This window comes from Hyphomonadaceae bacterium ML37, from assembly GCA_027627685.1.
Lineage (GTDB): Bacteria > Pseudomonadota > Alphaproteobacteria > Caulobacterales > Maricaulaceae > Oceanicaulis.
Genome location: CP091241.1, coordinates 1,488,513 through 1,513,461, shown reverse-complemented (window position 1 = coordinate 1,513,461; position 24,949 = coordinate 1,488,513). Strand labels below are relative to the sequence as shown.

General features: G+C 66.2%; 21 protein-coding genes and 1 pseudogene. 10 read left to right on the top strand and 12 right to left on the bottom strand.

What is annotated here, in order from left to right; translation table 11 throughout:
* Nucleotides 1-14: 14 nt before the first annotated feature.
* Genes L2D01_07440 through L2D01_07425 form a run of 4 tightly spaced genes read right to left on the bottom strand, consistent with a single transcriptional unit; the run spans nucleotide 15 to nucleotide 2,787 of the window.
* Nucleotides 15-326 (bottom strand): HigA family addiction module antitoxin, encoded by a 312-nt coding sequence (locus tag L2D01_07440; protein WBQ11609.1) that lies wholly within the window; start codon nucleotides 324-326, stop codon nucleotides 15-17.
* Nucleotides 310-597 carry a type II toxin-antitoxin system RelE/ParE family toxin gene (locus L2D01_07435; protein ID WBQ11608.1) on the bottom strand — a complete coding sequence of 96 codons (288 nt, stop codon included), beginning with the start codon at nucleotides 595-597 and terminating at the stop codon, nucleotides 310-312. The genes L2D01_07440 and L2D01_07435 overlap by 17 nt, the downstream gene beginning before the upstream one ends.
* Nucleotides 598-636: 39 nt before the next feature.
* Complete coding sequence (locus tag L2D01_07430; GenBank protein ID WBQ11607.1) at nucleotides 637-1,407, bottom strand: C40 family peptidase; 771 nt, start codon at nucleotides 1,405-1,407, stop codon at nucleotides 637-639.
* Between the two features lie 3 nt (nucleotides 1,408-1,410).
* Complete coding sequence (locus tag L2D01_07425; GenBank protein WBQ11606.1) at nucleotides 1,411-2,787, bottom strand: leucyl aminopeptidase family protein; 1,377 nt, start codon at nucleotides 2,785-2,787, stop codon at nucleotides 1,411-1,413.
* 101 nt (nucleotides 2,788-2,888) lie between these two features.
* Between L2D01_07425 and L2D01_07420 the strand changes: the two genes are divergently transcribed.
* Nucleotides 2,889-3,710 carry a tetratricopeptide repeat protein gene (locus tag L2D01_07420; protein ID WBQ11605.1) on the top strand — a complete coding sequence of 274 codons (822 nt, stop codon included), beginning with the start codon at nucleotides 2,889-2,891 and terminating at the stop codon, nucleotides 3,708-3,710.
* Between the two features lie 177 nt (nucleotides 3,711-3,887).
* On the opposite strand, the pseudogene L2D01_07415 reads toward L2D01_07420, so the two are convergent.
* Together L2D01_07415 and L2D01_07410 are read right to left on the bottom strand one after the other, a co-directional pair.
* A pseudogene (locus L2D01_07415) lies at nucleotides 3,888-4,103 on the bottom strand (hypothetical protein).
* A 26-nt stretch (nucleotides 4,104-4,129) separates the two neighbouring features.
* Complete coding sequence (locus tag L2D01_07410) at nucleotides 4,130-4,822, bottom strand: DUF502 domain-containing protein (protein WBQ11604.1); 693 nt, start codon at nucleotides 4,820-4,822, stop codon at nucleotides 4,130-4,132.
* 112 nt (nucleotides 4,823-4,934) lie between these two features.
* Between L2D01_07410 and L2D01_07405 the strand changes: the two genes are divergently transcribed.
* Nucleotides 4,935-6,152, top strand: a complete 1,218-nt coding sequence (locus L2D01_07405) for a DUF3089 domain-containing protein (GenBank protein ID WBQ11603.1) — start codon at nucleotides 4,935-4,937, stop codon at nucleotides 6,150-6,152.
* 59 nt (nucleotides 6,153-6,211) lie between these two features.
* Here the strand turns inward: L2D01_07405 and L2D01_07400 are convergent, their stop codons facing one another.
* The 4 genes from L2D01_07400 to lpdA form a co-directional block, all read right to left on the bottom strand.
* On the bottom strand, nucleotides 6,212-6,724 hold the full coding sequence (locus tag L2D01_07400; protein ID WBQ11602.1) for a type II toxin-antitoxin system RatA family toxin: 513 nt from the start codon (nucleotides 6,722-6,724) through the stop codon (nucleotides 6,212-6,214).
* A gap of 2 nt (nucleotides 6,725-6,726) precedes the next feature.
* Nucleotides 6,727-7,695 carry a lipoyl synthase gene (lipA, locus tag L2D01_07395; protein WBQ11601.1) on the bottom strand — a complete coding sequence of 323 codons (969 nt, stop codon included), beginning with the start codon at nucleotides 7,693-7,695 and terminating at the stop codon, nucleotides 6,727-6,729.
* A 103-nt stretch (nucleotides 7,696-7,798) separates the two neighbouring features.
* Nucleotides 7,799-9,034 carry a hypothetical protein gene (locus L2D01_07390; GenBank protein WBQ11600.1) on the bottom strand — a complete coding sequence of 412 codons (1,236 nt, stop codon included), beginning with the start codon at nucleotides 9,032-9,034 and terminating at the stop codon, nucleotides 7,799-7,801.
* Nucleotides 9,035-9,239: 205 nt separating this feature from the next.
* On the bottom strand, nucleotides 9,240-10,655 hold the full coding sequence (gene lpdA, locus L2D01_07385) for a dihydrolipoyl dehydrogenase (GenBank protein WBQ11599.1): 1,416 nt from the start codon (nucleotides 10,653-10,655) through the stop codon (nucleotides 9,240-9,242).
* A gap of 172 nt (nucleotides 10,656-10,827) precedes the next feature.
* On the opposite strand from lpdA, the gene L2D01_07380 reads away from it, so the two are divergent.
* From L2D01_07380 to L2D01_07370, 3 genes are read left to right on the top strand one after another with little or no spacing between them, the layout of a single operon-like run.
* The gene (locus L2D01_07380; GenBank protein ID WBQ11598.1) at nucleotides 10,828-11,421 is read left to right on the top strand and encodes a tail fiber protein; all 594 of its coding nucleotides are present in this window, start codon (nucleotides 10,828-10,830) and stop codon (nucleotides 11,419-11,421) included.
* Between the two features lie 25 nt (nucleotides 11,422-11,446).
* On the top strand, nucleotides 11,447-12,052 hold the full coding sequence (locus L2D01_07375) for a tail fiber protein (GenBank protein ID WBQ11597.1): 606 nt from the start codon (nucleotides 11,447-11,449) through the stop codon (nucleotides 12,050-12,052).
* Nucleotides 12,053-12,069: 17 nt separating this feature from the next.
* Nucleotides 12,070-12,657 (top strand): tail fiber protein, encoded by a 588-nt coding sequence (locus L2D01_07370; protein ID WBQ11596.1) that lies wholly within the window; start codon nucleotides 12,070-12,072, stop codon nucleotides 12,655-12,657.
* A gap of 90 nt (nucleotides 12,658-12,747) precedes the next feature.
* Here the strand turns inward: L2D01_07370 and L2D01_07365 are convergent, their stop codons facing one another.
* Together L2D01_07365 and L2D01_07360 are read right to left on the bottom strand one after the other, a co-directional pair.
* Nucleotides 12,748-15,015, bottom strand: a complete 2,268-nt coding sequence (locus L2D01_07365; protein WBQ11595.1) for an NADP-dependent malic enzyme — start codon at nucleotides 15,013-15,015, stop codon at nucleotides 12,748-12,750.
* A 68-nt stretch (nucleotides 15,016-15,083) separates the two neighbouring features.
* Entirely contained in the window at nucleotides 15,084-16,595 is a 1,512-nt protein-coding gene (locus L2D01_07360) for an NAD(P)H-hydrate dehydratase (protein WBQ11594.1), read from the bottom strand.
* Between the two features lie 137 nt (nucleotides 16,596-16,732).
* On the opposite strand from L2D01_07360, the gene L2D01_07355 reads away from it, so the two are divergent.
* From L2D01_07355 to parE, 5 genes are all read left to right on the top strand, one after another.
* Nucleotides 16,733-17,071 (top strand): P-II family nitrogen regulator, encoded by a 339-nt coding sequence (locus tag L2D01_07355; protein ID WBQ11593.1) that lies wholly within the window; start codon nucleotides 16,733-16,735, stop codon nucleotides 17,069-17,071.
* Between the two features lie 47 nt (nucleotides 17,072-17,118).
* On the top strand, nucleotides 17,119-18,522 hold the full coding sequence (glnA, locus tag L2D01_07350) for a type I glutamate--ammonia ligase (GenBank protein WBQ11592.1): 1,404 nt from the start codon (nucleotides 17,119-17,121) through the stop codon (nucleotides 18,520-18,522).
* Nucleotides 18,523-18,733: 211 nt separating this feature from the next.
* Nucleotides 18,734-21,976, top strand: a complete 3,243-nt coding sequence (locus L2D01_07345) for an autotransporter outer membrane beta-barrel domain-containing protein (GenBank protein ID WBQ11591.1) — start codon at nucleotides 18,734-18,736, stop codon at nucleotides 21,974-21,976.
* Between the two features lie 212 nt (nucleotides 21,977-22,188).
* Nucleotides 22,189-22,791 carry a hypothetical protein gene (locus tag L2D01_07340; protein WBQ11590.1) on the top strand — a complete coding sequence of 201 codons (603 nt, stop codon included), beginning with the start codon at nucleotides 22,189-22,191 and terminating at the stop codon, nucleotides 22,789-22,791.
* A gap of 66 nt (nucleotides 22,792-22,857) precedes the next feature.
* The gene (gene parE / locus L2D01_07335; protein ID WBQ11589.1) at nucleotides 22,858-24,942 is read left to right on the top strand and encodes a DNA topoisomerase IV subunit B; all 2,085 of its coding nucleotides are present in this window, start codon (nucleotides 22,858-22,860) and stop codon (nucleotides 24,940-24,942) included.
* Nucleotides 24,943-24,949 lie beyond the last annotated feature (7 nt).

The window sequence follows — 24,949 nt, the reverse complement described above, 5'->3', positions numbered from 1 at the left end:
GCGGCGAGCGCGCCTCAGGCCGCGTTCAGGGGCTGGACATGGCGGTTGATGGCCTCGCCCACCGACGCCTGAGCCGCAGCCAGATCATGGGCGCTTTGCAGGTTCAGCCAGAACTGGGCGCTGGTCCCGAAATAGCGCGCCAGCCGCAAGGCCGTCTCCGCCGTCACCGCCCGCCGGCCCGCCGCAATGGCCGAGACCGCAGACAAAGGCAGGCCCGCCTCGCGCGACAGCCGGTTACGCGACACGCCCAGCGGCGCCATGAACTCCTCGCGCAGCACCTCGCCGGGATGGGTGCGCAGGCGCACCGGATCAGTGATAGTCGACAACCTCCACCTCCTCGGCCTTGCCATTGCGCCAGACGAAACAGATGCGCCATTGCGCATTGATCCGTATCGAATACTGCCCAGCCCGGTTTCCCTTAAGCGCTTCCAGACGATTGCCCGGCTGCGCTTTCAGATCGTCCAGGCGCTCGGCGGCGTCCAGCATATCGAGCTTGCGCGCTTCGACCGCCGCAGACTGCGCCCACCCGGCCCGAGCTGGAACACGCCCGGACCGGAAGAAATGCTCAAGAGCCGGATCTCGCCACGAAATGATCATACCACGTCGGCCATTCCCCTTAAAGGAATACGTTTCGCATTACCCCCTCGCCCGGAACACCCCGCTCACCGGGGCATGGCGGTAGGCGATGCGCATGACGGCGCGCGAGACCGGCTCGGCGACGGTCAGCATGTGGAAGGCGTTGGCGTGGATGATCGTGTCCGGCGAGGTGAGAATGCCCACATGACCGGGCCAGAACATCAGATCGCCGCGCTGCAGTCCGCCGAGCTCCTCATCAATATCTACCTCGTCCCAGTAGGCGCCGGCCCAGGCTTCCTGATCGCCGCTATCGCGCGGGACCAGCACGCCGCAGCGCTCCAGCGCGGTCTGGACGAGTCCCGAACAATCCAGTCCCAGGCTTTCCTTGCCGCCCCATTGATACGGCGTGCCGACAAAGCGTTCGGCGACGGCGGCGTGATCGTCTTCATGGGCTCCTAATGGCGCCAGGTGACTTTCAAAAACCCAGCCAAGGCGTTGCGCTTCAACGAATTTTCCGCTGCGGGCGCCCGCTGAGACCTTGGCATTCATCGAGATCAGAAAGCGCGGCGCGGACTTCAGATCGGGCTCTGAGAAGACATAGGTGCGCAGCACGGAGACGGTGTGGGTGGGGATCAGCACCGGCGCGGACAGGGCCTCCATCGCCACCCAGCCACGATAGCCGTCATGGCGCGAGACACCCTCGCCCCAGCCATTCTGTTCGCGCTCGACATGAAACACTTCGCCGGCCAGAAGCTGGCTGACCTGCATGGCGTCGTCTTCGGGCTCGCTGCGGATCGCGGCGACGCCGGCGGTGACCTGGTAATCCGTCATCGCCTAGCCCCCGTAACGTTTTTGCAGATAATGCCACAGCGCACGCCCGCCCAGCAATTCGCCGCCCTGCGGGCGTCCGGGACGGGCTGACGGGTTCCAGCCATAAATGTCGAAATGCGCCCAGGCGCGCGCGTCTCGGGCGAAGCGGCGCAGGAAGAGCGCCGCCGTCACCGACCCGGCCAGCTTGCCGCCGGTATTGCACAGATCGGCGATGGGGCTGTCGATCAGGGTGTCATACCCATCCCACAATGGCATCGGCCAAACCGGATCGTCTACCGCCTGCCCGCCCGCCGTCACGCCATCGCGTACGCTTTGATCATCGGTGTAGAGCGGCGCCAGTTCAGGGCCCAGCGCGATGCGCGCCGCGCCGGTGAGCGTGGCCATGTCCACCACCAGATCGGGATCAAACTCGATGGCGCGGGTCAGCGCGTCGGCCAGCACCAGACGCCCCTCCGCGTCAGTATTGCCGATCTCCACCGTCAGGCCCTTGCGCGAGCTCAAAATGTCGCCCGGGCGGAAGGCGTTGCCGGATATGGCGTTCTCCACCGCCGGGATCAGCACGTGCAGGCGCACCGGCAGGCGGGCATCCATGATCATGGACGCCACGCCCATCACGCTGGCCGCGCCGCCCATGTCCTTCTTCATCAAAAGCATGCCGTCGCCGGGCTTGATGTTCAGCCCGCCGGAATCAAAGCACACGCCCTTGCCCACCAGCGCCAGGCGCGGATGGCTGTCCTCGCCCCAGTGCAGCTCGATCAGGCGCGGCGCATCGGTGGAAGCCCGGCCCACCGCATGGATGAGCGGGTAGTTTTCCTCAAGCAGATCATCGCCGGTGATCACAGACACGTGCGCGCCGAACCGGGCGGCGAGCCCGCGTACAGCCGCTTCCAGATGACTGGGCAACATGTCGCCGGCCGGGGTGTTGATGAGGTCGCGCGTCAGCATGGCGCCGTGCGCCACGCGCGAGGCTTCCGCCCGGTCCGCGCCCGCAGGCGGGATCAACCGCGCCGCCGCGCGCCGGGGCGCCTTGTATCGGGTGAACTGATAGCCGCCGAGCGCGAAGGCCGACGCGAACAACGTCGGATCCCAGCCTTCAGGCAGATTCTCGAACCGCCAGTCGCCTTCGGGCAAGGTCAGCGCCGCCCCGGCGGCGTCAAACGGGCTTGAGCCCGGACCGGCGCCCACCAGCGCATCGGCGCCGGACCCTGCAGGCAGCATCAAGACCTGGCTCGGACCCGCCTCAAACCCGCAATCAACGGCATGGGCGCGCGCCGGGTCCGGCAGGCCGGCCAGCACATCGGCCAGCGTATGCGTCGTCACCACCCGCGCCAGCCGTCCTGAGGCGGACGAATCGGCGAACAGGTCTTGGGTCTGCGTCATGTCAGGCAATCCATATCGGCTGGGGCGCGTCAGTCGTTAACGGCTTCTTGACCGGCGCGCGTGAGTAGTGGGCGCTTAAAGCGCTGATAAAGAGGTAGAGCATGCGCGCGACCGTATCCGCAATCGCCCTTGTGAGCCTTGTCCTGACCGGCTGCGGCGCCACGACCGGCGGCACGCGGCTAACGCCCGAGGAAGAATCCCTCGCTCAGGACATGCAGGCCCGCTCGCTGGCGCCGGCCACCGCCGATGAACGCGCGGCGATCCGCAATCAGGACCTGCTGACCCAGTCGGCTTTCTGGGCCGAGGCCTATCAGATGAACCCGGCAGACCGCGAAGCGGCGCTGGAGCTGGCCACCGTGCTGCGCCAGCTTGGCGGAGCGGCGCGCGCGGCCGAAGTCGCGCGTCAGGCGCTCGCCCTCTATCCCGACGACATGGCGCTGCTCACCCAGTATGCGCTCGCCCAGACGGCGTCAGGCCAGGGCGTGCAGGCGGTGGAATCGTTCAACCGGGTCCTGCAATCGCGCCCTGATGACTGGCGGCTCTACAACGCCTATGGCGTGGCGCTGGAGCAGGCCGGACGCAGCGAGCGGGCGCGCGCCCTGTTCATGGACGCTCTGGCGTTGAGCCCGGGCGAGCCGGCGATCCTGACCAATCTGGCCATGAGCCACATGCTCGGCGGCGATCCTGAAGAAGCCGAGCGCCTGTTGCGCCAGGCGGTCGACCATGACCGCGCCGCGCCTGAGTCGCGCCAGAATCTCGCCCTCGCTCTGGCCCTTCAGGGCCGGTTCGCCGAAGCTGAAAACATCGCCCGCAGCGATCTGCCCGAGGACATGGTGGCGGCGAACATGGAGTTCGTGCGCGATCTGATGAGCTCGCCGCGCAGCTGGGACCGGCTACGTGAAGCCGATCTGCGCGGGCGCTGAGGCCAGTCGGAGGTCAGACCAGCACCCGGTCGGCTGTCAAAGCGGCGACATGCAGCGCAACAGGCTCCCGTTCTCGTCAACGACCGCAAACATGCGATGGCCGGAGGGGTCATTCCACGGTTCGGTCAGGCGCGGAATGCCGTGTCCCGGGAGCCCGGCGCCGGACCATTCGCGGCGCAGCGCGTCCGCGTCCGCGACGCGCACGCAGGCGCTGAACGAGGACTCCCAAGGGTTCAGATCGGGGTAGGGAAAGAACTCGATCTCGAGCGCGCCTCTTGAGAGGATCATCCAGCCCTTGTCTTTGAAATCCACTTCAAAGCCAAGTTTCATGTAGAAGGCCGCCGTCGCATCGAAATCGATCGCCGGCAGATTGGCTGTCACCCGTTCAGACATCGCCTCGCTCCGTCACGCTGAGAAACCTAGACCTTGTCGACTGGCCGCCTGTCTGCTGGCGCCGCTTGCGCACTGGCCGGATGATCGGCGGGTATCACGCCCGCCGGCAGGCGGTCCGGCTGCACAATCCCGAACGAGATGATGAGCTTGGCCGCCTCCTCGATGGTCAGATCCAACGGCACGGCCTTCGAGCGCGGCACGAACAGCAGGAAGCCGGAGGTCGGATTGGGTGTTGTCGGGATGAACACTCCGATCACCTGCTCGCCCTGCCCCACCACCTGGCGGATGACGCCCCGCCCTTCCGAGGCCACAAACGCCACCGCATAGCTGCCCTTCATGGGATATTCGACCAGCACCACCTCCTTGAAGGAGTGCTGCTGGCCCTGAAACACGGTCTCGATGATCTGTTTGAGCGCGCCATAAACATTGCGGATGAAGGGCAGGCCGTTCACCAAGCGCTCGCCGATGGCGATGAGGGTGCGGCCCAGAATGTTCGCGGCCAGCGCGCCCAGCAAGGTCAGCGCCAGGATGGCGATCAGCACGCCCATGCCCGGAATGGCGAAGGGCAGATAGCTTTCCGGATTGTACTGAGCAGGGATCAGCGGCTTGATCGTGCGGTCAATGAAGCTGACCACGGTGACGATCAGCCAGACGGTAATCGCCAATGGCGCCGCCACGGCGACGCCGGTCAGAAATCTTGTGCGAAGCCAGCGCAGCACGGGTCGGAAGCCTCCATGAAGGTTGCGAGCGGCCATGATGCGGTGTTTTGAGGCGTTGGCCAAATCATGGCTGCACTTGCTCACAGCAGCCTTCAGGGCTTAGCTGTCGGCCATGACCTCAGCCTCCCCCATCCCGCTTCTGCGCCGCTGGTTCTGGCGCCTGGTGCTGGCCGGCGCCGCCGTGTTCATCGGGCTGACCATCGCTGCGGCCTGGATCATGCGCGAGCAGATTTTCCAGACCTTTCTCGATCCCGGCATCCCCTTCCAGACCTATGAGCGCCCGCCCGCGCCGGACTATGCGCTGGCCGACGCCTGGGCGGTGCGTCCGGACAGCGCGCCGGACAATCCGGAGACGCCCGCAGTCTTCTTCGTCCATCCCACCACCTATGAAGGCGGCGCGCACTGGAATGCGCCCTTTGACCGGCCCCAGGAGGCCGAGGTCATCGCGCGCTCGGCGCTGCCGAACTTCGCCGCCCCCTTCCTGGTCCACGATGCGGTCCTCTACGCCCCGCACTATCGTCAGGCCGCGCTCTACACCTTTCTTAACAATCGCGAGGACTCCGTGCAGGCGCGCCAGCTGGCGTTCGAGGATGTGCGCGCGGCGTTCGAGGTCTTCGCGCGCGAGATCGGTCCCGACCGGCCCTTCATCATTGCGGGCGCAGGCCAGGGCGCCAATCAGGCGCTGGGCGTGCTGATCCATCAGGTGGCGCCCGATCCGGAGCTGCGCACGCGTCTGGCTGCGGCCTATCTCATGGAAACCTCAGTCCCGCTGGACCTTTTTGCCGGGCCGCTGGCGGATATCCCGCCCTGTCACCGGCCCGAAGATGTGCGTTGCGTCATCGCCTGGGCGGCGGCGCGGTCGGACGAGCGCGGGCGCATCGAGGCGATCACCCAGCGCGCGCGCGCCTGGGACGCCGCTGGCGATCTGGCGCCGGTGACCGGACGCGCCTTGCTGTGCGTCAATCCTGTGCTCTGGACCACGGCGGAGGATTACGCCCCGGCCCGCCTGCATCGCGGCGGCGCCGCGGCTGACGGGCTCGACCTCACCGACACGCCCTCGCCCATGGCTGGCCAGACCGGCGCCCAGTGCCAGGCCGGCGTGCTGATGATTGACCAGCCGCGCACCCGGGCCCTGCGCCGGGCGGCGCGGGTCGGCGAGGACCGGCGCACGCCCACCTCCAACCTGTTCTACATGGATATCCGCATCGACGCCGAGCGAAGGCTGGACGGGCTCGCCGGCTTCCTGGCCGAGGAACGTCTCTGGGCGCCGCCGCTGGAGGATGTGGAGGAAATCGACGTGGCGCCGGTGGTGCCGATGCGCGGCGGCTAGGTCTTGGATTGCCGCCTTTTCGAACCGCAAAACCGGTTCCCACTTTTGCTGAATAGGCTTCAGCTGCCCGCAGCGCGAAAATCATTGAGCGCGCCGGACAACGCGTAGTCGCGCGCGCCGACGGTTTCGAAGCGGGTCTCGGCCTCGGTGCGGAAGGCGTTGATCAGATAGCGGATCGCGCGCGAGCGATTGGTGTCCACCAGGACCTGCAGGATCGGATTGCGGAAGTGGTAGCGGATCCAGAAATCCACCAGCGTTGACCCGTCATCAAGCTGGTGAAACCGCCACTGATTGGCCAGGTCGTCGAACGGGCCGGACAGGTATTCCACATCGATGCGGCGCTCGGGCCGGTTCAGCGACACCCGGGTGGTGAAGCTCTCGCGCACAAAGCGGAATCGCACGCGTGCCTCGGCGTCGAGCTCGCCCACGCCCGCGGTCACGTCTTCACGCATGACCCGCATGGCGCTTATCAGGGGAATGAAGCGCGGATAGGCGCGCACATCGGTGACCAGATCGAAGAGATCATCGGGCCGGTGGCGCAGCCGCAAGCGTTCGACGTGCTCAGAGGACACGGCTAGACCGTTCGCCCCGAGGCCAGCGCCGCCGCGCGCGCGGCGCGCAGGCGCTGGAAATCCTCTCCGGCGTGATAGCTGGACCGGGTCAGCGGCGAGGCTGACACCATCAGGAAGCCCTTGGCCCGCGCAATGGTCTCATAACCCTTGAACTCGTCGGGCGTGACATAGCGCTCCACCGCGGCGTGCTTGCGGGTCGGCTGCAGGTATTGGCCGATGGTCAGGAAATCGATGCCCGCCGAGCGCATGTCGTCCATCACCTGCATGACCTCCTCACGGGTTTCGCCCAGGCCCACCATCAGGCCGGACTTGGTGAACTGGGAGGGGTCACGCTCCTTCACCCGCTCCAGAAGGCGCAGGGAGTGATAGTACCGGGCGCCCGGACGGATGGAGAGATAGAGCCGCGGCACGGTTTCCAGATTGTGGTTGAACACGTCCGGGCGCGCGTCGATCACCTGTTCGGCGGCGCCTGCCTTGCGCAGGAAGTCCGGGGTCAGGATCTCGATCGTGGTCTTCGGCGTTGCGGCGCGGATCGCGGCGATGACGTCGGCGAAGTGCTGCGCCCCGCCATCGGCCAGATCATCACGGTCCACCGAGGTGATCACCACATGCTCGAGGCCCATGGTGGCGGTGGCTTCAGCGACGCGGCGCGGCTCGTCGGCGTCCAGCGCGGCCGGCAGGCCGGTCTTCACATTGCAGAAGCTGCACGCGCGCGTGCAGGTATCGCCCATGATCATGAAGGTGGCGTGCTTCTGCGACCAGCACTCGCCAATGTTGGGGCAGCCGGCCTCCTCGCATACGGTGACGAGATTATTGTCCTTCACCAGCTTGCGGGTCTCGGCGAAGACACCGCCGGCGGGCGCGCGCACGCGAATCCAGTCCGGCTTGCGCAGGACCGGCGTGTCTTCACGCTTCTGCTTTTCCGGATGGCGCTGGGCGCGGGCGGTGCGGGCGTCGATGATCGTCGTCATGGCGCGCAAGATGGACCTCGCGCGCGGTGCGTTCAAGCGCGCCTTGCTGAAAAGGCGCGCCGCTGCGCCGGTATGGCGCAGCGGCGCTTCGGCAAACGTCTGATCAGACCGCGTCGGGCGCGCCGGCCTCCAGCCCCTTGAGCGACTCGCGCCCGAAGATCGCCAGCGTCCAGGCGCCCAGGCCGATGCACAGCACCAGCGGCAGCACCACAAAGCCCAGCCACGGGATCGCGCTCAGGGCGATGATCGCGATGATGGCCAGGAAGAGCGAGGTGATGCGCAGGCCCAGCCCGGCCCGTCCGCCCGAGCGATTGAGGACCGCATCCCCGATCACCACTCCGCCAAAGGCGAAGGCCAGAAAATACAGGATCGGCGCCGCCAGGACGAGCAGCACAGCCAGCGGAATGCCGATGATTGTGATCAGCAGGAGCACCATCAGCGTGGCGATCAGCACCGGCGACATGGCCAGCACCACGAGGCCCAGAAAGCCCGACACCCAGGGACGGCGGCGGAAAGCCAGCGCCACACCCGCGACACCGCGCGGCGCGATGACCGAGGCCAGGAAGCCCAGCATGAAAGCGCTGGCGCCGAGCACGCCGCCGACCGCCCAGGGCGAGGGCATGAAGCTGAGCGACACATCGCTTCGCGAGTGATTGTCTTCGATGAAGGGCGCTTCGACATAGGTCAGCTCGCCCATGACCGCGCCTTCGGCCACGCGCGGCGGGTTGGGGGAGCGCACCGTCACCGGGCCCTCGATCCGCGCGCTGGCGGCGAAGCTGATGTCGCGCCCGGCAATATCCAGCGGTCCGTCGACTGTGCCCGAGATGCTGACATCGCGCGCGGCCAGCTTGCCGCCCTGGCCCAAAACGCCGTCGATGATGATTTCACGGGCGGCGAAATCCGCTTCGCCCGAGACCCGCGCCTCACGCCCTATGGTGATGACCGCGCCGCGCGCGCTCATCTCGCCGCCGACCACGCTCAGCAGCGTAACATTGGCGCCCGCCGCGTCGAAATCGCCGCCCACAGGCGCATCCAGCGTGATGTTGGCGGCAATGCCGGTGACATCGCCATGGACAGGGCCGGCGACCGTGACGTTCGCTGCGGCCATTTCCAGATCGCCGCCGATATCGGCGCTGGTGAAGAAATCGGCAGACGCCACCGACACCGTGCCGCCGACCCGGCCCGTCAGGCGCACATTGGCGCCGGCGATGCCGATATCGCCGCTTTCATCCAGATCCAGCTGCAGATTGCCGCCGACGTATTGCGCGGACGCCGGACCCGCCAGAACAGCGGCTGCGGCCAGGGCGGCGAGCGTGATCGACTTGAACATCTTGAACATGGGCGTCTCTCCTCGTCCGGTTCCGCCCCCCGGTCCGGCGCCGGCCTTTTGGCCTGGCGTCCGGTCGGGCATGGCGGCAGTCTCTCATATGGGACCAACCATATCGAAACTCGATAACATATCGAAACTCGATATCAAAGAGAAATTTTCCGAATAACGATAAATTTATCTGGCGGCGGACGGCGGATTTGAACCTGCCCGGCCGCTAGATATGGAGCGCGCGCCCATAGGCGTCCAGCACGCTCTCATGCATCATCTCGCTGAGCGTGGGATGCGGGAAAATCGTGTGCATCAGCTCGGCCTCGGTGGTCTCGAGCGTGCGGCCCACGGCGAAGCCCTGGATCAGTTCGGTGACCTCGGCGCCGATCATATGGGCGCCCAGCAACTCGCCGGTTTTGGCGTCAAAGATCGTCTTGACCAGACCCTGATCCTCGCCCAGCGCAATCGCCTTGCCGTTCCCGACAAAGGGGAAACGGCCGATTTTGAGTTCATGCCCGGCTTCCCTGGCGCGCGCCTCGGTCAGGCCCACTGATGCGATCTGCGGATGGCAATAGGTGCAGCCGGGGATATTGGTCTTGTCGATGGGATGGGATTTCAGCCCGGCGATGGCCTCGACACAGATCACGCCCTCATGGGAGGCCTTGTGCGCCAGCCAGGGCGCGCCGGCCACATCGCCGATGGCATAGAGCCCCTTCACATTCGTGCGGCCATAGCCGTCGGCGGCAACGTGGCCGCGGTCCAGCTCCACGCCCAGCGCTTCCAGTCCGATCCCCTCGACATTGCCGGTGATGCCGATGGCCAGAATCACCCGCTCCGCCTCGATAGCCTGCGCCTTGCCGTCCTTGCCGGTGACCTGAGCCGCAACGGTTTTCTCGCCCTTCCTGAGCTCGCCAACCTGGGCTGAGGTCAGAATGGTCATGCCCTTCTTGCGGAAGGTCTTTTCGGCGATGGCGGAAATCTCCGCGTCCTCAGCCGGCAGGATGCGGTCGACCATCTCCACCACGGTCACCTGCGCCCCCATGGTGTGGTAGAAGCTCGCGAACTCCATGCCGATGGCGCCCGACCCGATGACCAGCACCGATTTGGGCATGGTTTCGGGGACCATGGCTTCCTTATAGGTCCAAATCAGCTTGCCGTCCGGCTCCAGCCCCGCCTTGGGCAGGGTGCGGGCGCGTGCGCCGGTGGCCAGGATCACGTGATCGGATGACAGGGTCTGGACCTTGCCGTCCTTGCCCTTCACGGCGACGTCGGGCGCGGTTTTGCCGGGCTTCAGGCTCGCTTCGCCGTCAAACACGGTCACCTTGTGCTTCTTCATCAGGCCGGCGACACCCGACGACAGGCGCTTGGCCACCTGGCGCGAGCGCTTCACCACAGCGCCGAGGTCAAAACGCACATTGTCCGCTGCCAGACCGAACTCTCCGGCGCGCTGGAACAGTTCATACACATCGGCGCTGCGCAGCAGCGCCTTGGTGGGGATGCACCCCCAGTTCAGGCAGATGCCGCCCATGTGCTCGCGCTCGACCAGGGCCGTCTTCAAGCCCAGCTGGGAGGCGCGGATCGCGGCAACATAGCCGCCCGGTCCGCCGCCAATCACAATGAGGTCAAAGCGCGTTTGCGACATGGGGGTCTGGCTCCACTGACACCTGAGCCGTGGTCATCCCCCGGCTGGCCGCGAAAATCAACCACGCCCCGCCTCCGGACCGCCAACCCGGCGCACGGACCAAGATTTGCCTTCGCGAAAGCGGCGACTCGCGTCAGGGTTTATAGGCCAAAATGTCAAAGGGGAGTTTTTCATGAATGCTCAACGAATGATTATTGCAGCTGCGAGCGCCGCGATGGCGCTTGGAGCGCTGCCAGCGTCCGCATCGGCAGGCGATCTGCCTTTCATCGGCCAGGTGTCCATTGTGGGCGAGCCGTTCTGTCCAAGAGGCTGGGCGGCGGCCAATGGCCAACCCATGGCGATCAACCAGTACCAGGCGCTGTATTCGCTTTTGGGAACCCGGTTCGGCGGCAATGGAACCACGACGTTCAACCTGCCTGACCTTCGCGGGCGCGCGGTCCTGGGCGTGGGCGGCGGCTATGCGCTCGGCCAGGCCGGCGGCTCACAGGCCCACACCATGACGGCCAGCGAAATGCCGCAGCACACCCACGCACTGCTGGCGTCAGACCGTCCGGGCACCACCAACACGCCGGCGAATGCGGACCTCGCCGAACAATCGGGCACCGGTGTGAATTCCTACGCGTCCGGCAATCCGGAGCCGGGGGTCGTTTTGGCCCAGGGCACGATCGGTCCGGCTGGCGGATCCCAGCCTTTCTCGATCATCCAGCCCTCGCTCGGCATCACGCACTGCATCGCGCTTCAGGGTATGTACCCGAGCCGCAGCTGACGCGAACTCTTCAGGAGAGACAGACATGAAACATGTTAAATCGGCCTTGTTCGCCTTGGCTGGCGCATCGTTGACGGCGCTTGGCGCAGCCACGCCCGCATACAGCCAGGCTGACCCTTATATCGGCCAGATCACCAGCTTCGCCTTCGACTTCTGCCCCCGGTATTGGGCGCCGGCGAGCGGGCAGTTGATGGCGATCTCGTCCAACTCAGCACTCTTCTCGCTGTACGGCGTGACCTATGGCGGGGATGGGCGGACGAATTTCGCGCTGCCCAACCTGAACGGCCGTCACGCCGCCGGCCAGGGCATGGGACCAGGCCTGCCCCCGCTGCAGCAAGGGGCGGTCGTCGGTGCTGAAAGCGTGACGCTGACGACCGACCAGATGCCGGCCCATTCGCACAGCTTCCACGCCTCATCCCAAGGGCCGGACAGCCCCTCGCCGGCCGGCGGCGGATTCGCCACCTACCCGCCCGCTTCGGTCGCCTACGCGGCGGCGGGCACATCCGATGTGGAGATGAACCCGGCTGTCGTTCAACCCGCTGGCGGCAACACGCCGTTTTCGGTGCACCAGCCCTATCTCGCCCTGACCTGGTGTGTCGCCACCTCCGGCGTTTTCCCCTCCCGGCCGTGAAACAAGGAAACCAAGCCATGAAACGCATGACAATGCTTGCTGCCGGCGCGGCAGCAGCAACCGCGATGATGCCGGCCGCCGCCTCCGCCCAGATCGAACAATACATGGGGGACGTGATCCTGGTCGGTTACAACTTTTGCCCGATCGGTTGGGCTGAAGCCAACGGCCAGCTTCTGGCGGTCGCCGAGTATGACGCTCTGTACTCGCTCATCGGCACGACCTATGGCGGCGACGGTCGGACTACGTTCGCCGTCCCCGACCTTCGGGGCCGTATCCCGGTCGGCGTAGGACAGGGACCGGGGTTGAGCCCGATCGTCATCGGCGAAAAATTCGGTACGCCCTCGGTTACGCTCTTCCAGCCCAATCTGGCGGCCCACACCCACGCTGTGCATGGCACGTCCCAGATCGCCGACACGGTCAGTCCGGAGAACGCCACCCCGGCGACCTTCAATCAGCCGCGCTACCGCCAGAATGGCGTGGACGTGACGATGGATCACGACATGGTGTCACCGGCGGGCGGCGCCACGCCGGTGGACGTTCACGCCCCGACCCTGGCTCTGCGCTATTGCATCGCCACGGAAGGCATTTACCCGCCACGCAACTGACGTCCCACGTCGGATTGCTTCAGACGCCTCCGGCTGTATCGGCCGGGGGCGTTTTGCGTTTGGGGTTGCGCCATCAATGGCGCGCTGGCGTCAGTCGCGCCGTGTCAGATCAAAGCTCGCCATGCCGGCCAGATTGACGATGTCGGATACGGGCGAACCCACCCGCGCGATCTGGACCGATTTCTCCAGCCCGATCAGCAAGCCTTCGATCACCGTGGCCCCGCCCGCCGCCTTGAGCAGGCGCGTGGCGATGGAGGCCGAGTGCACCGCCGGCATGATCAGCACATTCGCGGCGTCTGACAGGCGCGAGAACGGATAGACCTCGTGATGGTCGGGATCGAGGGCGATATCGGCGGCCAGCTCTCCCTCATACTCGAATGCGACGCCGCGTTCTTCCAGCATCTCCACCGCGCGCTGGACCTTGGCCGTGCGTTCGCCGGGCGGGTTGCCGAAGGTGGAATACGACAGGAAAGCCACCCGCGGCGACAGGCCGAGACGCCCCGCCGCATGGGCTGCGCCTTCCGCGATTTCGGCCAGATCCCCGGCGTCGGGAAACTCGGTCACATTGGTGTCGGCGATGACCAGCGTGCGGCCTTTGGCCAGCGCGATGGACAGGCCGATGATCCGCCCGCCCGGCGCCGGATCGAGCACCAGGCGAATGTCCGACATCGTGTTGGTGTAGTGGCGCGTCACGCCGGTCACCATGCCGTCCGCATCGCCAAACTTGAGCATGCAGGCGGAAAACACGTTGCGGTCATTATTGACAAGGCGTTGCACGTCCCGGCGCAGATAGCCGCGCCGCTGCAGGCGCTCGTACAGCCAGTCAGCATAGTCGGTGTTGCGGTCTGACAGCCGCGCATTGCGGATCTCCAGATCGTCTTCGGGCAGACCCAGCTCACGCATATTGCGGCGGGCGATATCGTCGCGCGCCACCAGAACCGCCCGCCCCAGCCCCTGGGACTGGAAGGCGTGGGCGGCGCGGATGACGCTCGGCTCTTCGCCCTCGGCGAAGACGATGCGCTTGTCCGTGCCCTTGATCGCCGCGGTGACGCGCTGCTGCAGGGCGGCGGTGGGATCCAGGCGCCGGGCCAGGCGGCGGCCATAGTCCAGCGGGTCTTTGAGCGCGATGCGCGCCACGCCGGACTCCACCGCCGCGCGCGCCACATAGGGCGGCACGAAGCTCAAAAGGCGCGGATCGAACGGCGACGGGATGATGTAGTCGCGCCCGAATTTCAGCGCGCCGGACTTGTTGGCCGCTGCGACCTCATCAGGCACATCCTGGCGCGCCAGATCGGCCAGCGCATGGGCGGCGGCGAGCTTCATCTCTTCATTGATCGTCCTGGCGCGCACGTCCAGCGCGCCGCGGAAGATGTAAGGAAATCCCAGGACGTTATTGACCTGATTGGGGAAATCGGACCGGCCTGTAGCCACGATCGCATCGGGACGCACCGCGCGCACCTGGTCGGGCATGATTTCCGGGGTGGGATTGGCCATAGCGAAAACCACCGGATCGGGCGCCATGGATTTGACCATGGCCGGGGTCACGATCCCGCCCGCCGACAGGCCCAGCATCACATGGGCGTCCACCATCGCCTCTTCCAGCGTGCGCAGCGGTGTGCGGCGCGCATGGCGGCGCAGCCGCTCGTGCAGGTCATTACGGTCGGAATGCACCACGCCCTTGAGGTCAATGATCGTGACGTTCTCGTCGCGCACGCCCAGCGATTTGAGCAATTCCAGCACCGACAGGCCCGCCGCGCCGGCGCCGATCAGTACAAGGCGGACCTCCTCCAGCGTGCGCCCCGTCAGGCGGCAGGCATTCATCAGACCCGCCGCCGCAATAATCGCGGTACCGTGCTGGTCGTCGTGGAAGACCGGGATGTCGAGCATCTCGCGCAGGCGCGCCTCGATCTCGAAGCATTCGGGACTCTTGATGTCTTCCAGATTGATGCCGCCAAACGTGTCGCCGAAGCCGGCCACACAGTCCACGAACCGGTCAGGATCGGTGTATGCAATCTCCAGATCGAAGGCGTCGATATCAGCAAAGCGCTTGAACAAGACCGCCTTGCCTTCCATCACCGGCTTGGACGCCGCCGGGCCAAGATCGCCGAGGCCCAGGATCGCCGTGCCATTGGACACTACGGCAACCATATTGCCCTTGGACGTGTAGTCGTAGACCGCGTCGGGATCAGCGGCGATGGCGCGCACCGGCGCGGCCACGCCGGGCGAATAGGCCAGAGCCAGATCACGTTGCGTCGCCATGGGCTTGGTGGGCTGAAGCGCGATCTTGCCCGCCGGTTCGGCGCGGTGAAACGCCAGCGCATCTTCATCAGTCTGGGACAGGCGTTCGATTTCAGACATGGCGCATTCCGGTCAGCGAGGGAAAATTCAGGTGGCGGCGCAGCTATACGCTGGCCCTGCGCGCGCGGCTACCGGGTGGAGGCGAGGCGCTGCAGGGCCCATGCCCGCAGCCGCCGGTCACGTTCAGCGCCGAGCGCATCGGGCAGGCGCGCCAGCAGATCGCCCGCGCTCGCGCCCGGTCCCAGCCGGCGCCCTGCATCGCCGTGCAGCCAGACGGCGGCGCACGCCGCATCGAACGGCGCCTGGCCCTGCGCCAGCAGCGCGCCGATCAGCCCGGCCAGCACATCGCCCGTCCCCGCCGTGGCGAGGCGCGCACTGGCGTGGACATTGACCCGCACCGCCCCGCCGGGCGCGGCAATGACGGTGTCGGGTCCCTTGAAGACGATCACCGCATGAGCCATCCGCGCCGCCTCACGCGCAGCCTCGATCTTGTTGATCGCGCCGGACGCGAGCCCGGGAAACAGGCGCTCGAACTCGCCGGCATGGGGTGTGAGCACGCAGCGCGGATGCAGCTGGCTGAAAAGCATTTCCGGCGCGTCGGCGAAGACGCTCAGCGCATCGGCGTCCAGCACCAGCGGAATGCGCGCCGAGCACGCCGCCGCGACGCGCGCCTTGAGCTGATCATTCAGCCCCGCGCCCGGCCCCAGCACGGCGGCGCTGGCGCGGGCTGAAGACAGCGCCGCGCCAAAATCCCCCTCCCCCAGAGCGCGCATGACCAGCAGCGGATCCACCGCCGCCTCCGCAACAGCGCCGGGCGGGCAGGCCAGCGTTGCAAAGCCTGCGCCGCCGATCAGCCCGGCTTTCGCCGACAGCCTTGCGGCGCCGCTGGCGCCGGCAGGTCCCGACAGCACCAGCAGGCGGCCACGGGCATGCTTGTGTGCGCCCGCCTCGAGCTCCAGCCCCGCGACGGGCCAGAGGCCGGGATGGTTCAGCTCGCCGCAAGGCACGGCCTCTTGCTCCCAGCCCGCCGCGATGCCGATATCGGCGCAGACGATCTCTCCACACTGGGCGCGGCCCGGCTGCAGCACATGGGCGGGTTTCAGCCGGTGAAACGTGACGGTCAGGTCCGCCTGAAACACCGGCCCGTCCGCTCGCGCCGTCAATCCGTCGAGCCCGCTGGGCACGTCCGCGCTCACCACGACCGGGCCGCTCGCGCAGCTGTTGGCCAGCCGCGCCGCCTGGCCATCCAGCGGACGGGACAGGCCGGCGCCAAACAGCGCATCGATGACCAGTTCGAATTGCGCGGGATCGCAGGCGTCCAGCGCCTCCACCGGTCCGGTCCAGCCCTTCGCCGCGCCCGCCGCTTCGCCTTTCAACGCCCCGACCGCGCAGGCGGAGAACACCCGCACCGGCCAGCCGTGTTGCACCAAATGGCGCGCCGCCACCCATCCATCGCCGCCATTATTGCCCGGGCCGCACAGCACCACTGTGGGCCGGGGCGCCCAGCGCGCCATGATCGCGTCTGAAATCGCCCGTCCGGCAGCCTCCATAAGCGCCGCGCCGGCCACGCCTTGCGCCATCGAGAACTGATCGGCGCGCGCCATGGCCTCGGGCGTCAGCAGGGCGTGGTCGAGGTTCATCAGCGTCTCCTGCGCTTCACCGGCGTGCACGGGCGCCTCATGAGCGGGCGCCGTTTCGGCATTGGCGCCGCGCCGCGCCGGCAGTCGTTGTGTGCGCGCCCCGTCCCGCTAGCGTGCCCCACGATGCGGAGGCCGACATGAAGAAAATCGAAGCGATCATCAAACCGTTCAAACTCGATGACGTGAAGGAAGCCCTCCAGGAGATCGGCCTGCAGGGCCTGACCGTGACCGAGGCCAAGGGCTTCGGACGCCAGAAGGGCCATACCGAACTCTATCGCGGCGCCGAGTACGTCGTCGACTTCCTTCCCAAGATCAAGATTGAGCTGGTGCTGCCCGACGCAAGGGTGGACGCCGCCATCGAGGCCATTGTCAACGCCGCCCAGACCGGGCGCATTGGCGACGGCAAGATCTTTGTCATGCCGGTGGAAGCGGCGATCCGCATCCGCACCGGCGAAACCGGCGATGACGCGCTTTAGCGCCCGCCCCACCCTTTCTAACCCCCTTGTACCGGAGCCAGAACTCTATGTCTGACAAGATCATGAAACTGATGGAAGAGCAGGATGTCGAGTATGTCGACCTGCGCTTCTCCGATCCGCGCGGCAAGCTGCACCACGTCACCTTCCACAAGGACATGGTCGACGAGGACTTCTTCGAAGACGGACAGATGTTCGACGGCTCCTCGATCAATGGCTGGAAGGCCATCAACGAGTCCGACATGAATCTGAAGCCGGACGTGGAGACGGCCCATATCGACCCGTTCTTCCAGCAGACGACGCTCAACATTATCTGCGACGTGCTCGATCCGTCCACGGGCGAGGCGTATAACCGCGATCCGCGCACCACGGCGAAAAAGGCTGAGAAGTTTCTCGCCGCGTCGGGCATTGGCGACACCGCCTTCTTCGGTCCGGAAGCGGAATTCTTCGTCTTTGACGATGTGCGCTGGAGCGTGAAACAGAACGATACCGGCTACATCCTCGATTCCGAGGAAGGCCCGTACAACTCGTCCAAGAAATATGACGGCGGCAATCTGGGTCACCGTCCGGGGCCGAAGGGCGGCTATTTCCCCGTCCCGCCCATCGATTCGCTCCAGGACATGCGCTCGGAAATGCTCACCGTCATGTCCGATCTGGGCATGCAGCCAGAAAAGCATCACCACGAGGTGGCGCCGTCGCAGCACGAGCTGGGCATGAAATTCGCCACGCTGACCACGATGGCCGACCGGATGCAGCTGTATAAATACGTCATCCACAATGTCGCCGCCGCCTATGGCAAGACGGCGACCTTCATGCCCAAGCCCATGTATGCCGATAACGGGTCGGGCATGCACGTTCACCAGTCGATCTGGAAGGGCGGCCAGCCTCTGTTCGCCGGCGACAAATACGCCGACCTGTCGGACATGTGCCTGTATTATATCGGCGGCATCATCAAGCACGCCCGCGCGATCAACGCCTTCGCCAACGCCTCGACCAATTCCTACAAGCGTCTGGTGCCAGGCTTCGAAGCGCCGGTTCTGCTCGCCTACTCGGCGCGCAACCGCTCGGCCTCGATCCGCATCCCCCACGTGTCCTCACCCAAGGCCAAGCGTATCGAGACGCGCTTCCCCGACCCGTCGGGCAACCCCTACCTCACCTTCGCCGCCCTGCTGATGGCCGGCCTCGACGGCATCGAGAACCAGATCCATCCCGGCGAGGCGATGGACAAGGACCTCTACGACCTGCCGCCCGAGGAGCTCAAGGACATCCCCACTGTCTGCCGCTCCCTGCGCGAGGCCATGGAATCGCTCGACGCCGACCGTGACTTCCTGAAAAAGGGCGGGGTGTTCGATGACGACCAGATCGACGCCTATATCGAGCTGAAGATGGAAGAGGTAACGCGCATCGAGCATCACCCCCACCCGGTCGAGTTCGAGCTCTACTACAAAGTCTGACGCGAAAGCCTGGCGCGCCCTCGCGCGCCAGCACATCGACCCGAAGGCCGGTCCGGATCATCCGGGCCGGCCTTTTGCGTGAGTGACGGTCCGGGCGGGCCGGCGGCCCGCTCCGGTTACGGTGTCGACGCCGGGGCGATCATGGTCTAGACACTTGATCTGACGCTCTGTGTCTGCACGAATGCAGGCGACCAGTCCGGAGACCAGCCGCATGCGCCGCAGCCTTTTCGCCGCCGTTTCGATCCTCGCGATCGCCGCCACGCCGGCCCTCGCCCAGGAAACCCGTATCGAGGACGAGCGCACGACGCCGATCGATACCGCCACCGCAGGCAATATCGTGATTGCGCAGACCGGTCGTGTGGTGCTGACCGGGCAGCCCGGTCCGGCGGTGCGGCTCAACTCCGACAACTCCGTCACCACCAATGTCGGCGCGAACATCGAGGTCACCGATGAGGACGGCGCCATCGGCATTCAGGCTGATCCGGGCGTGACTGGCGGCATCAGCCATGGCGGGGCGATTACGCTCGGCGACAGCTACGAAGCGGAAGATGAGGATGAAGACGGCATTCCGGACGGTCCGTTCGCCGAGGACCGCGACAAGACCGGCATCCTGATAGGCGCCGTCGACGAAAACTTCGACCCCTTGGCCGGCCAGGACGCGTTCACCGGTTCCATCACAGCCCTGCCGTCGAGCCGAATAGAAGTGATCGGCCAGGACAGTTTCGGCGTGCGGACCGTGACCGATGTGGTTGGCGATGTGCTGCTGCAGGGACAGATCACCATCCGCGGCGAGCGATCGGTGGCGGTATCGCTGGAAGGCGATGTAAGCGGCGACCTTGAAGTCTTCGGGGCCCGCGTTCAGTCGCCCGAAGGCAATGGCGTGGTTTTGCAAGGCGATGTGGGCGGCTCCTTCCGGATGCTTGGCCTGATCGAAGTCAGCGGATTCCGGATCCAGGGCCGGGTTGCCCAGGACTTCTTTGAGCTCCTTGAAGAGGGCGATGACGATCTTGATTCCGGCGCGGCTGTGCTGATCGCCGGTTCAATCGAAGGCGGCGTTTTCATCGGCGAAACCGGTTCTGTCGTGAGCTCCAGCGGCACGGGGGCGGGCGTCGAAATCCGCCCGGGCGAATCAGCTGAGTCTGATCAGATAATCGGAGAGGTCATTCTTCCTCCCAATTTCGGCGTGGCCGAGCCGGACGAGGACGAGGAGGCCGAACCTGAATCGCTTGGCTATGCGGTGGTCAACCGGGGCGCCATTGCGGCGCGCGGTGTGTTTGACGGCAATAACGCCACCGCCTTCCTCATCGGCGGGCGAGACGTGAACGGCGAGATTCGCGCGGTCATCCTGACAGCGGACGGGTTCCTGAGCACCGGGGCGATCGACGCTCAGGCGTTTGATGGGGATGCGACCGGCGTCCATATTCAGAACGGCGCGCAGATGGATACATTCCATAACCGCGGCGAACTTCGCGCGACAACCAATCTCGGCTTTGAGGACGATGGTTTCGCCGATGACAACCATGGTCAGGGCCGCGCATTCGCGCTGGTCCTGGACGAGGGATCCGAAATCCGCCGAATCCTGAACGAGCGCGGCACGCTGTTCGCGCAGGTTGAGCGCGGCGGGCTGGCGGCGACGGCCATTACCGTCAACACCCAATCTCTGGAGATGATCGAGAATTCCGGCGTGATTTCCGCAATCGCGACGAATCTCGCCGAAGACGCCGATCCGGTCGACCTTGTTGCCATTGACGCCCGCAATCATCATTCGGGCCTGCTCATTCGCCAGACCGAAGCGCTCGACGACGAAGGCAATCCGTTCGAGAACCAGCTCACCGTCATTAATGGCGATGTCCTGCTGGGTGATGGCGACGACACGATCGAGCTTCTCCACGGCGAATTGCGCGGGGACGTCGAATTTGGCGGCGGCAATGACAGGCTGGTGATCAATGGCGCGGAAATGATCGGCGCCATCGCCAATAGCGGTGGCGAGCTGAATGTCGAAGTGACCGACGGGCGAATTACCCTGACCGGCGATAATGCGGTCGAGCTGACCAACGCCGTGTTCAATTCCGGCGCGGTCCTCAATCTGCGCATCGATTCGGACGGGCGCACGGACGCCTTCATCAACGCCAGCGGTGAAGTGTCTTTCCTGGAAGGGTCAGACCTGTCCATCAGCCTCGAGCAACTGGTCGGCGCGGGACGTGAATTCCAGCTGATCACAGCGCAGACCCTGTCGATCAGCGATGAGGCGGACCTGCTGGCTGTTACCGAGGCGCCCTATCTGTACAACGCGTCCATCCGGCGCGACGAGAATGATCCCAACTCCCTGATCCTGAGCCTGGAGCGCCGGACCGCCGAAGAGCTTGGCTTCAACGGCAACCGCGCCGCTGCCTACAGCGAGGCGCTGGCGGCGTTCGACGCTGTAGAAGGCCTTGGAGTCGCGATCGCGGCGCTTCGCACGCAGGGCGAGTTCTTCGGCGCCTATGACCAGCTTCTGCCCGATTACGCCGGCAGCGCCATCCAGTTTGCGCTGGCGTCCAATGACGCCTCCGCCGGCGCCCTGGCCGCCCGCCTGGAGAATGCGCGCCGCGCGCCTGACGAGCTGGCCGGTGTCTGGATCCAGGAATTCGCCTATTTCGTCGACCGCGCAGGCGGGATGGTCACAGATCCCGGTTATCGCGGACAGGGGGTCGGCATTGCCGCCGGCATCGACATCCCTTGGGGTCCGTTCTACGCGGTCGGCGTCAATGTGTCGGGCGCCAGCAGCGACATGCGCCGCCACGAAGGCTTCAATGATCCGATGGTGGCCTTTACCGGCCAGGTCAGCGCCTATTTCGGCATGGACCTGAGCGGGTTTGACGTTTCGGGCTCGGCCGGTGTGGGTTTTGACCGGTTCGAGACCGAGCGCACCATCCGGATCCAGGAATTCAACGCTCTCACCCTGGCTGACTGGAGCGGCTGGCACTTCACCGCCTCCGGACGGGTCGGGCGCGACTTCACCCAGGGCCGCTGGATAATCCGTCCGGAAGCCACGCTGACCTATCTCGCCCTGTTCGAAAGCGCCTTTAACGAGACGTCCCAGGGGCTTAACGCTGACACCAATTCCCCGCTGGCGCTCTATATCGATGATCGCGAATCCTCCACTCTGCTCGGTGCGGCGACGCTGACGGCGGCGCGCCGGTTCGGCAGCGACACCTCCTGGTGGTTGCCGTCCTTGCGGATCGGCTATCGCGGCGAGTTCTCGAACCGCTCGGCCGAGACAATCGCCCGCTTTGGCCCTGACGGCTCGCCCTTCACGCTCAATCCGCGCGCGGTCCCCGGTTCGGGCGTCCTTCTGGGCTTCGGCCTGTCGGCTGGCTCGAACTACTCCACCTTCACGTTCGGCTATGACGCCGATGTGCGCGACGACTTCGTGCGCCACACCGCGCGCATCCTGATCCGGCTCGCCTTCTAGGCGATTTATATTGCACCAAAGCGCGAGAGCGCCTAGTCTGATCTGGTCCGGACGCAACGGTCCCCCATGCGCGTTGCACGGACAGCCGGCGCGGCCCCCCCCTTGAGGCCGGCCCGCTCCCCCGACACGGTCCCCGGTCCCTCACTCAGGAACCGGGGACCGCACCGGCGGTTTTGAGTCCTTGTTAACCCTGCCGATGCAATCTCCAGCGCATGATACGCTGGACCCATATCGTGCTGCTGGCGGCTGTGCTGGCGTTGACCGGATGCGCCTCTCGCGGCCCGGAGCCGGCGCATGACGCCTGCCTTCTGCTGGAAGACAACCGGTCCTGGTGGCGCGCCCTGCAGCGCACAGAGCGCCGCTGGGGCATCACGCCGGGCGTCCAGCTGGCCATCCTGAAGCGCGAATCCAGTTTCAACGCCCGCGCCCGCCCGGCCCGTCAGCGCCTGCTCGGCATCATCCCGAGAGCCCGCCCGTCCAGCGCCTATGGCTACGCCCAGGCGCTCGACACGACATGGGAATGGTATCAGCGCGATTCCGGCAACCGGCGCGCCCGGCGCACCGATTTCGCCGACGCGGTGGATTTCGTGGGCTGGTACTCGCAAAAGAGCCACCAGCTGTCGCGCATCGCGCTGGACGACCCATACAATCTCTACCTTGCCTACCACGAGGGCCATACCGGCTATAACCGGGCAACCTTTCGCGGCAAGGACTGGCTTCAACGCGCCGCGCGCGAGGTGGAGCGCGACGCCCGCCAGTATGACCAGCAGATCTCCGGCTGCCGGCGGCTGCAGCGGCGCTCGCGCTTCTTCTGAAGCGCTGACAACGCCTGTCAGAAGCCTTTTCAATCTCGCGCGCGCCCGTCCATTCTGGCCGGTGACATGGCTCACGATTCGCAAAACGATCTGTTCAACGCCGGGACCCCGAACCCGCGCCCCAAGCCGCAGCCGGAGGCCCCGGCCGCGCCGGTGAAACCGGCTGCGCGCGCGGCGGCGGCCAAGGCGGCGGCGTCCGCTCCGGCCGCGAGCGGCGGCGATTATGACGCCTCCTCCATCGAGGTGCTTGAAGGGCTCGAACCGGTGCGCAAGCGCCCGGGCATGTATATCGGCGGCACGGACGAGCGCGCGCTCCATCACCTGTTCGCCGAAGTGCTCGACAATGCCATGGACGAGGCGGTCGCCGGCCATGCCGACCGCATTGAGGTGAGCCTGGATGACGAGGGCTTCGTCACGGTCGTGGATAACGGCCGGGGCATTCCGGTGGACCCGCACCCCAAATTCCCCGGCAAGTCCGCGCTGGAAGTGGTGATGTGCACGCTCCATTCGGGCGGCAAATTCTCCAACAAGGCCTATGAGACTTCGGGCGGCCTGCACGGCGTCGGCATCAGCGTGGTCAACGCCCTGTCCGAGCGGCTGGAGGTGGAAGTCGCCCGCGACCGCACACTGTGGCGCCAGGTGTTTGAGCGCGGCGCCCCGCAAGGTCCGCTGGAAAACGCCGGCGCGGTGTCCAACCGGCGCGGCACATCGGTGCGATTCAAACCTGACAGTGAAATCTTCGGCCCCCGCGCCGCGTTCAAGGCGCCGCGCCTGTTCGCCATGGCGCGCGCCAAGGCCTTCCTGCGCCGGGGCATCCAGATCCGCTGGCGCTGCCCGGCGCATCTGGTCGAAGGCACGGACATTCCGTCCGAGATCACCCTGGCCTTCCCGGGCGGTCTGGCTGATCGCCTGACCGAGCTGTGCGGCGAGTCCGGTCTGGTGCTCGACATTTTCGCCGGCCGCGTGGAACGCGACGGGCGTATGGGCGCGGTGGAATGGGCGGTGGCGTTTGCCGAGAACGGCTTCGCCGAAGCCGACGCCTTCTGTCAGAGCTTTTGCAATACCGTGCCCACCCCCATGGGCGGCACCCATGAACAGGGCCTGCGCGCGGCGCTGTCGCGCTCCATCCGCGGCTATGGCGAGCTGGCCGGCCAGAAGAAGGCCGCCCAGATCACCGCCGACGACGTCATGGGCGGCGCCGGGGCGCTGGTGTCGGTCTTCGTGCGCGATCCCGAGTTTCAGGGCCAGACCAAGGACCGCCTGTCGACTGCCGAGGTCCAGCGCCTGGTGGACGCGGCCATCCGCGACCAGTTTGACCACTGGCTCGCCGCCCGCCCCAAGGACGCCGCGCGTCTGGTGGACTGGGCGATCGAGCGGGCCGAGGACCGCCTCAAGCGCAAGCGCGACAAGGAGGTCAAGCGCCAGTCCGCCACGCGCAAGCTGCGCCTGCCCGGCAAGCTAGCCGACTGTTCCCAGAACCATGCCGACGGCGCGGAGATTTTCCTGGTCGAGGGCGATTCGGCCGGCGGCTCGGCCAAGCAGGCGCGCGACCGCAAGACGCAAGCCATATTGCCCCTGCGCGGCAAGATACTGAACGTCGCCTCGGCCACGCCTGACAAGATCGCCGCCAATCAGGAGATAGGCGATCTCCTGCTGGCGCTGGGCGTGCAGCCCGGCAAGAAATTCGATCTGGACGATCTGCGTTATGAGCGCGTCATCATCATGTGCGACGCCGACGTGGACGGCGCCCATATCGCGGCCCTGCTGGCGACGTTCTTCTACAAATTCCTGCCCGGCCTCATCGAATCGGGCCGGCTTTTCATGGCCCAGCCGCCGCTCTACCGCATGACGCAGGGCGGGCGCACGCTCTACGCCGCCGACGACGCGGAAAAAGACAAGCTGATCGCCACCGAATTCAAGTCCGGCAAGGTGGAAGTCGGCCGCTTCAAGGGCCTGGGCGAAATGACCCCGCCCCAGCTCAAATCCACCACCATGAACCCGCAGACGCGCTCTCTGGCCCGCGTCATCGTCACGCCCGACATGCGCGAAAGCGCCGACGCGCTGGTGGAGACCCTGATGGGCAAGAAACCCGAACTGCGCTTCCAGTACATCCAGGATCACGCGCCGTTTGTGGAGGCGGTGGATGTGTGAGGGGCGG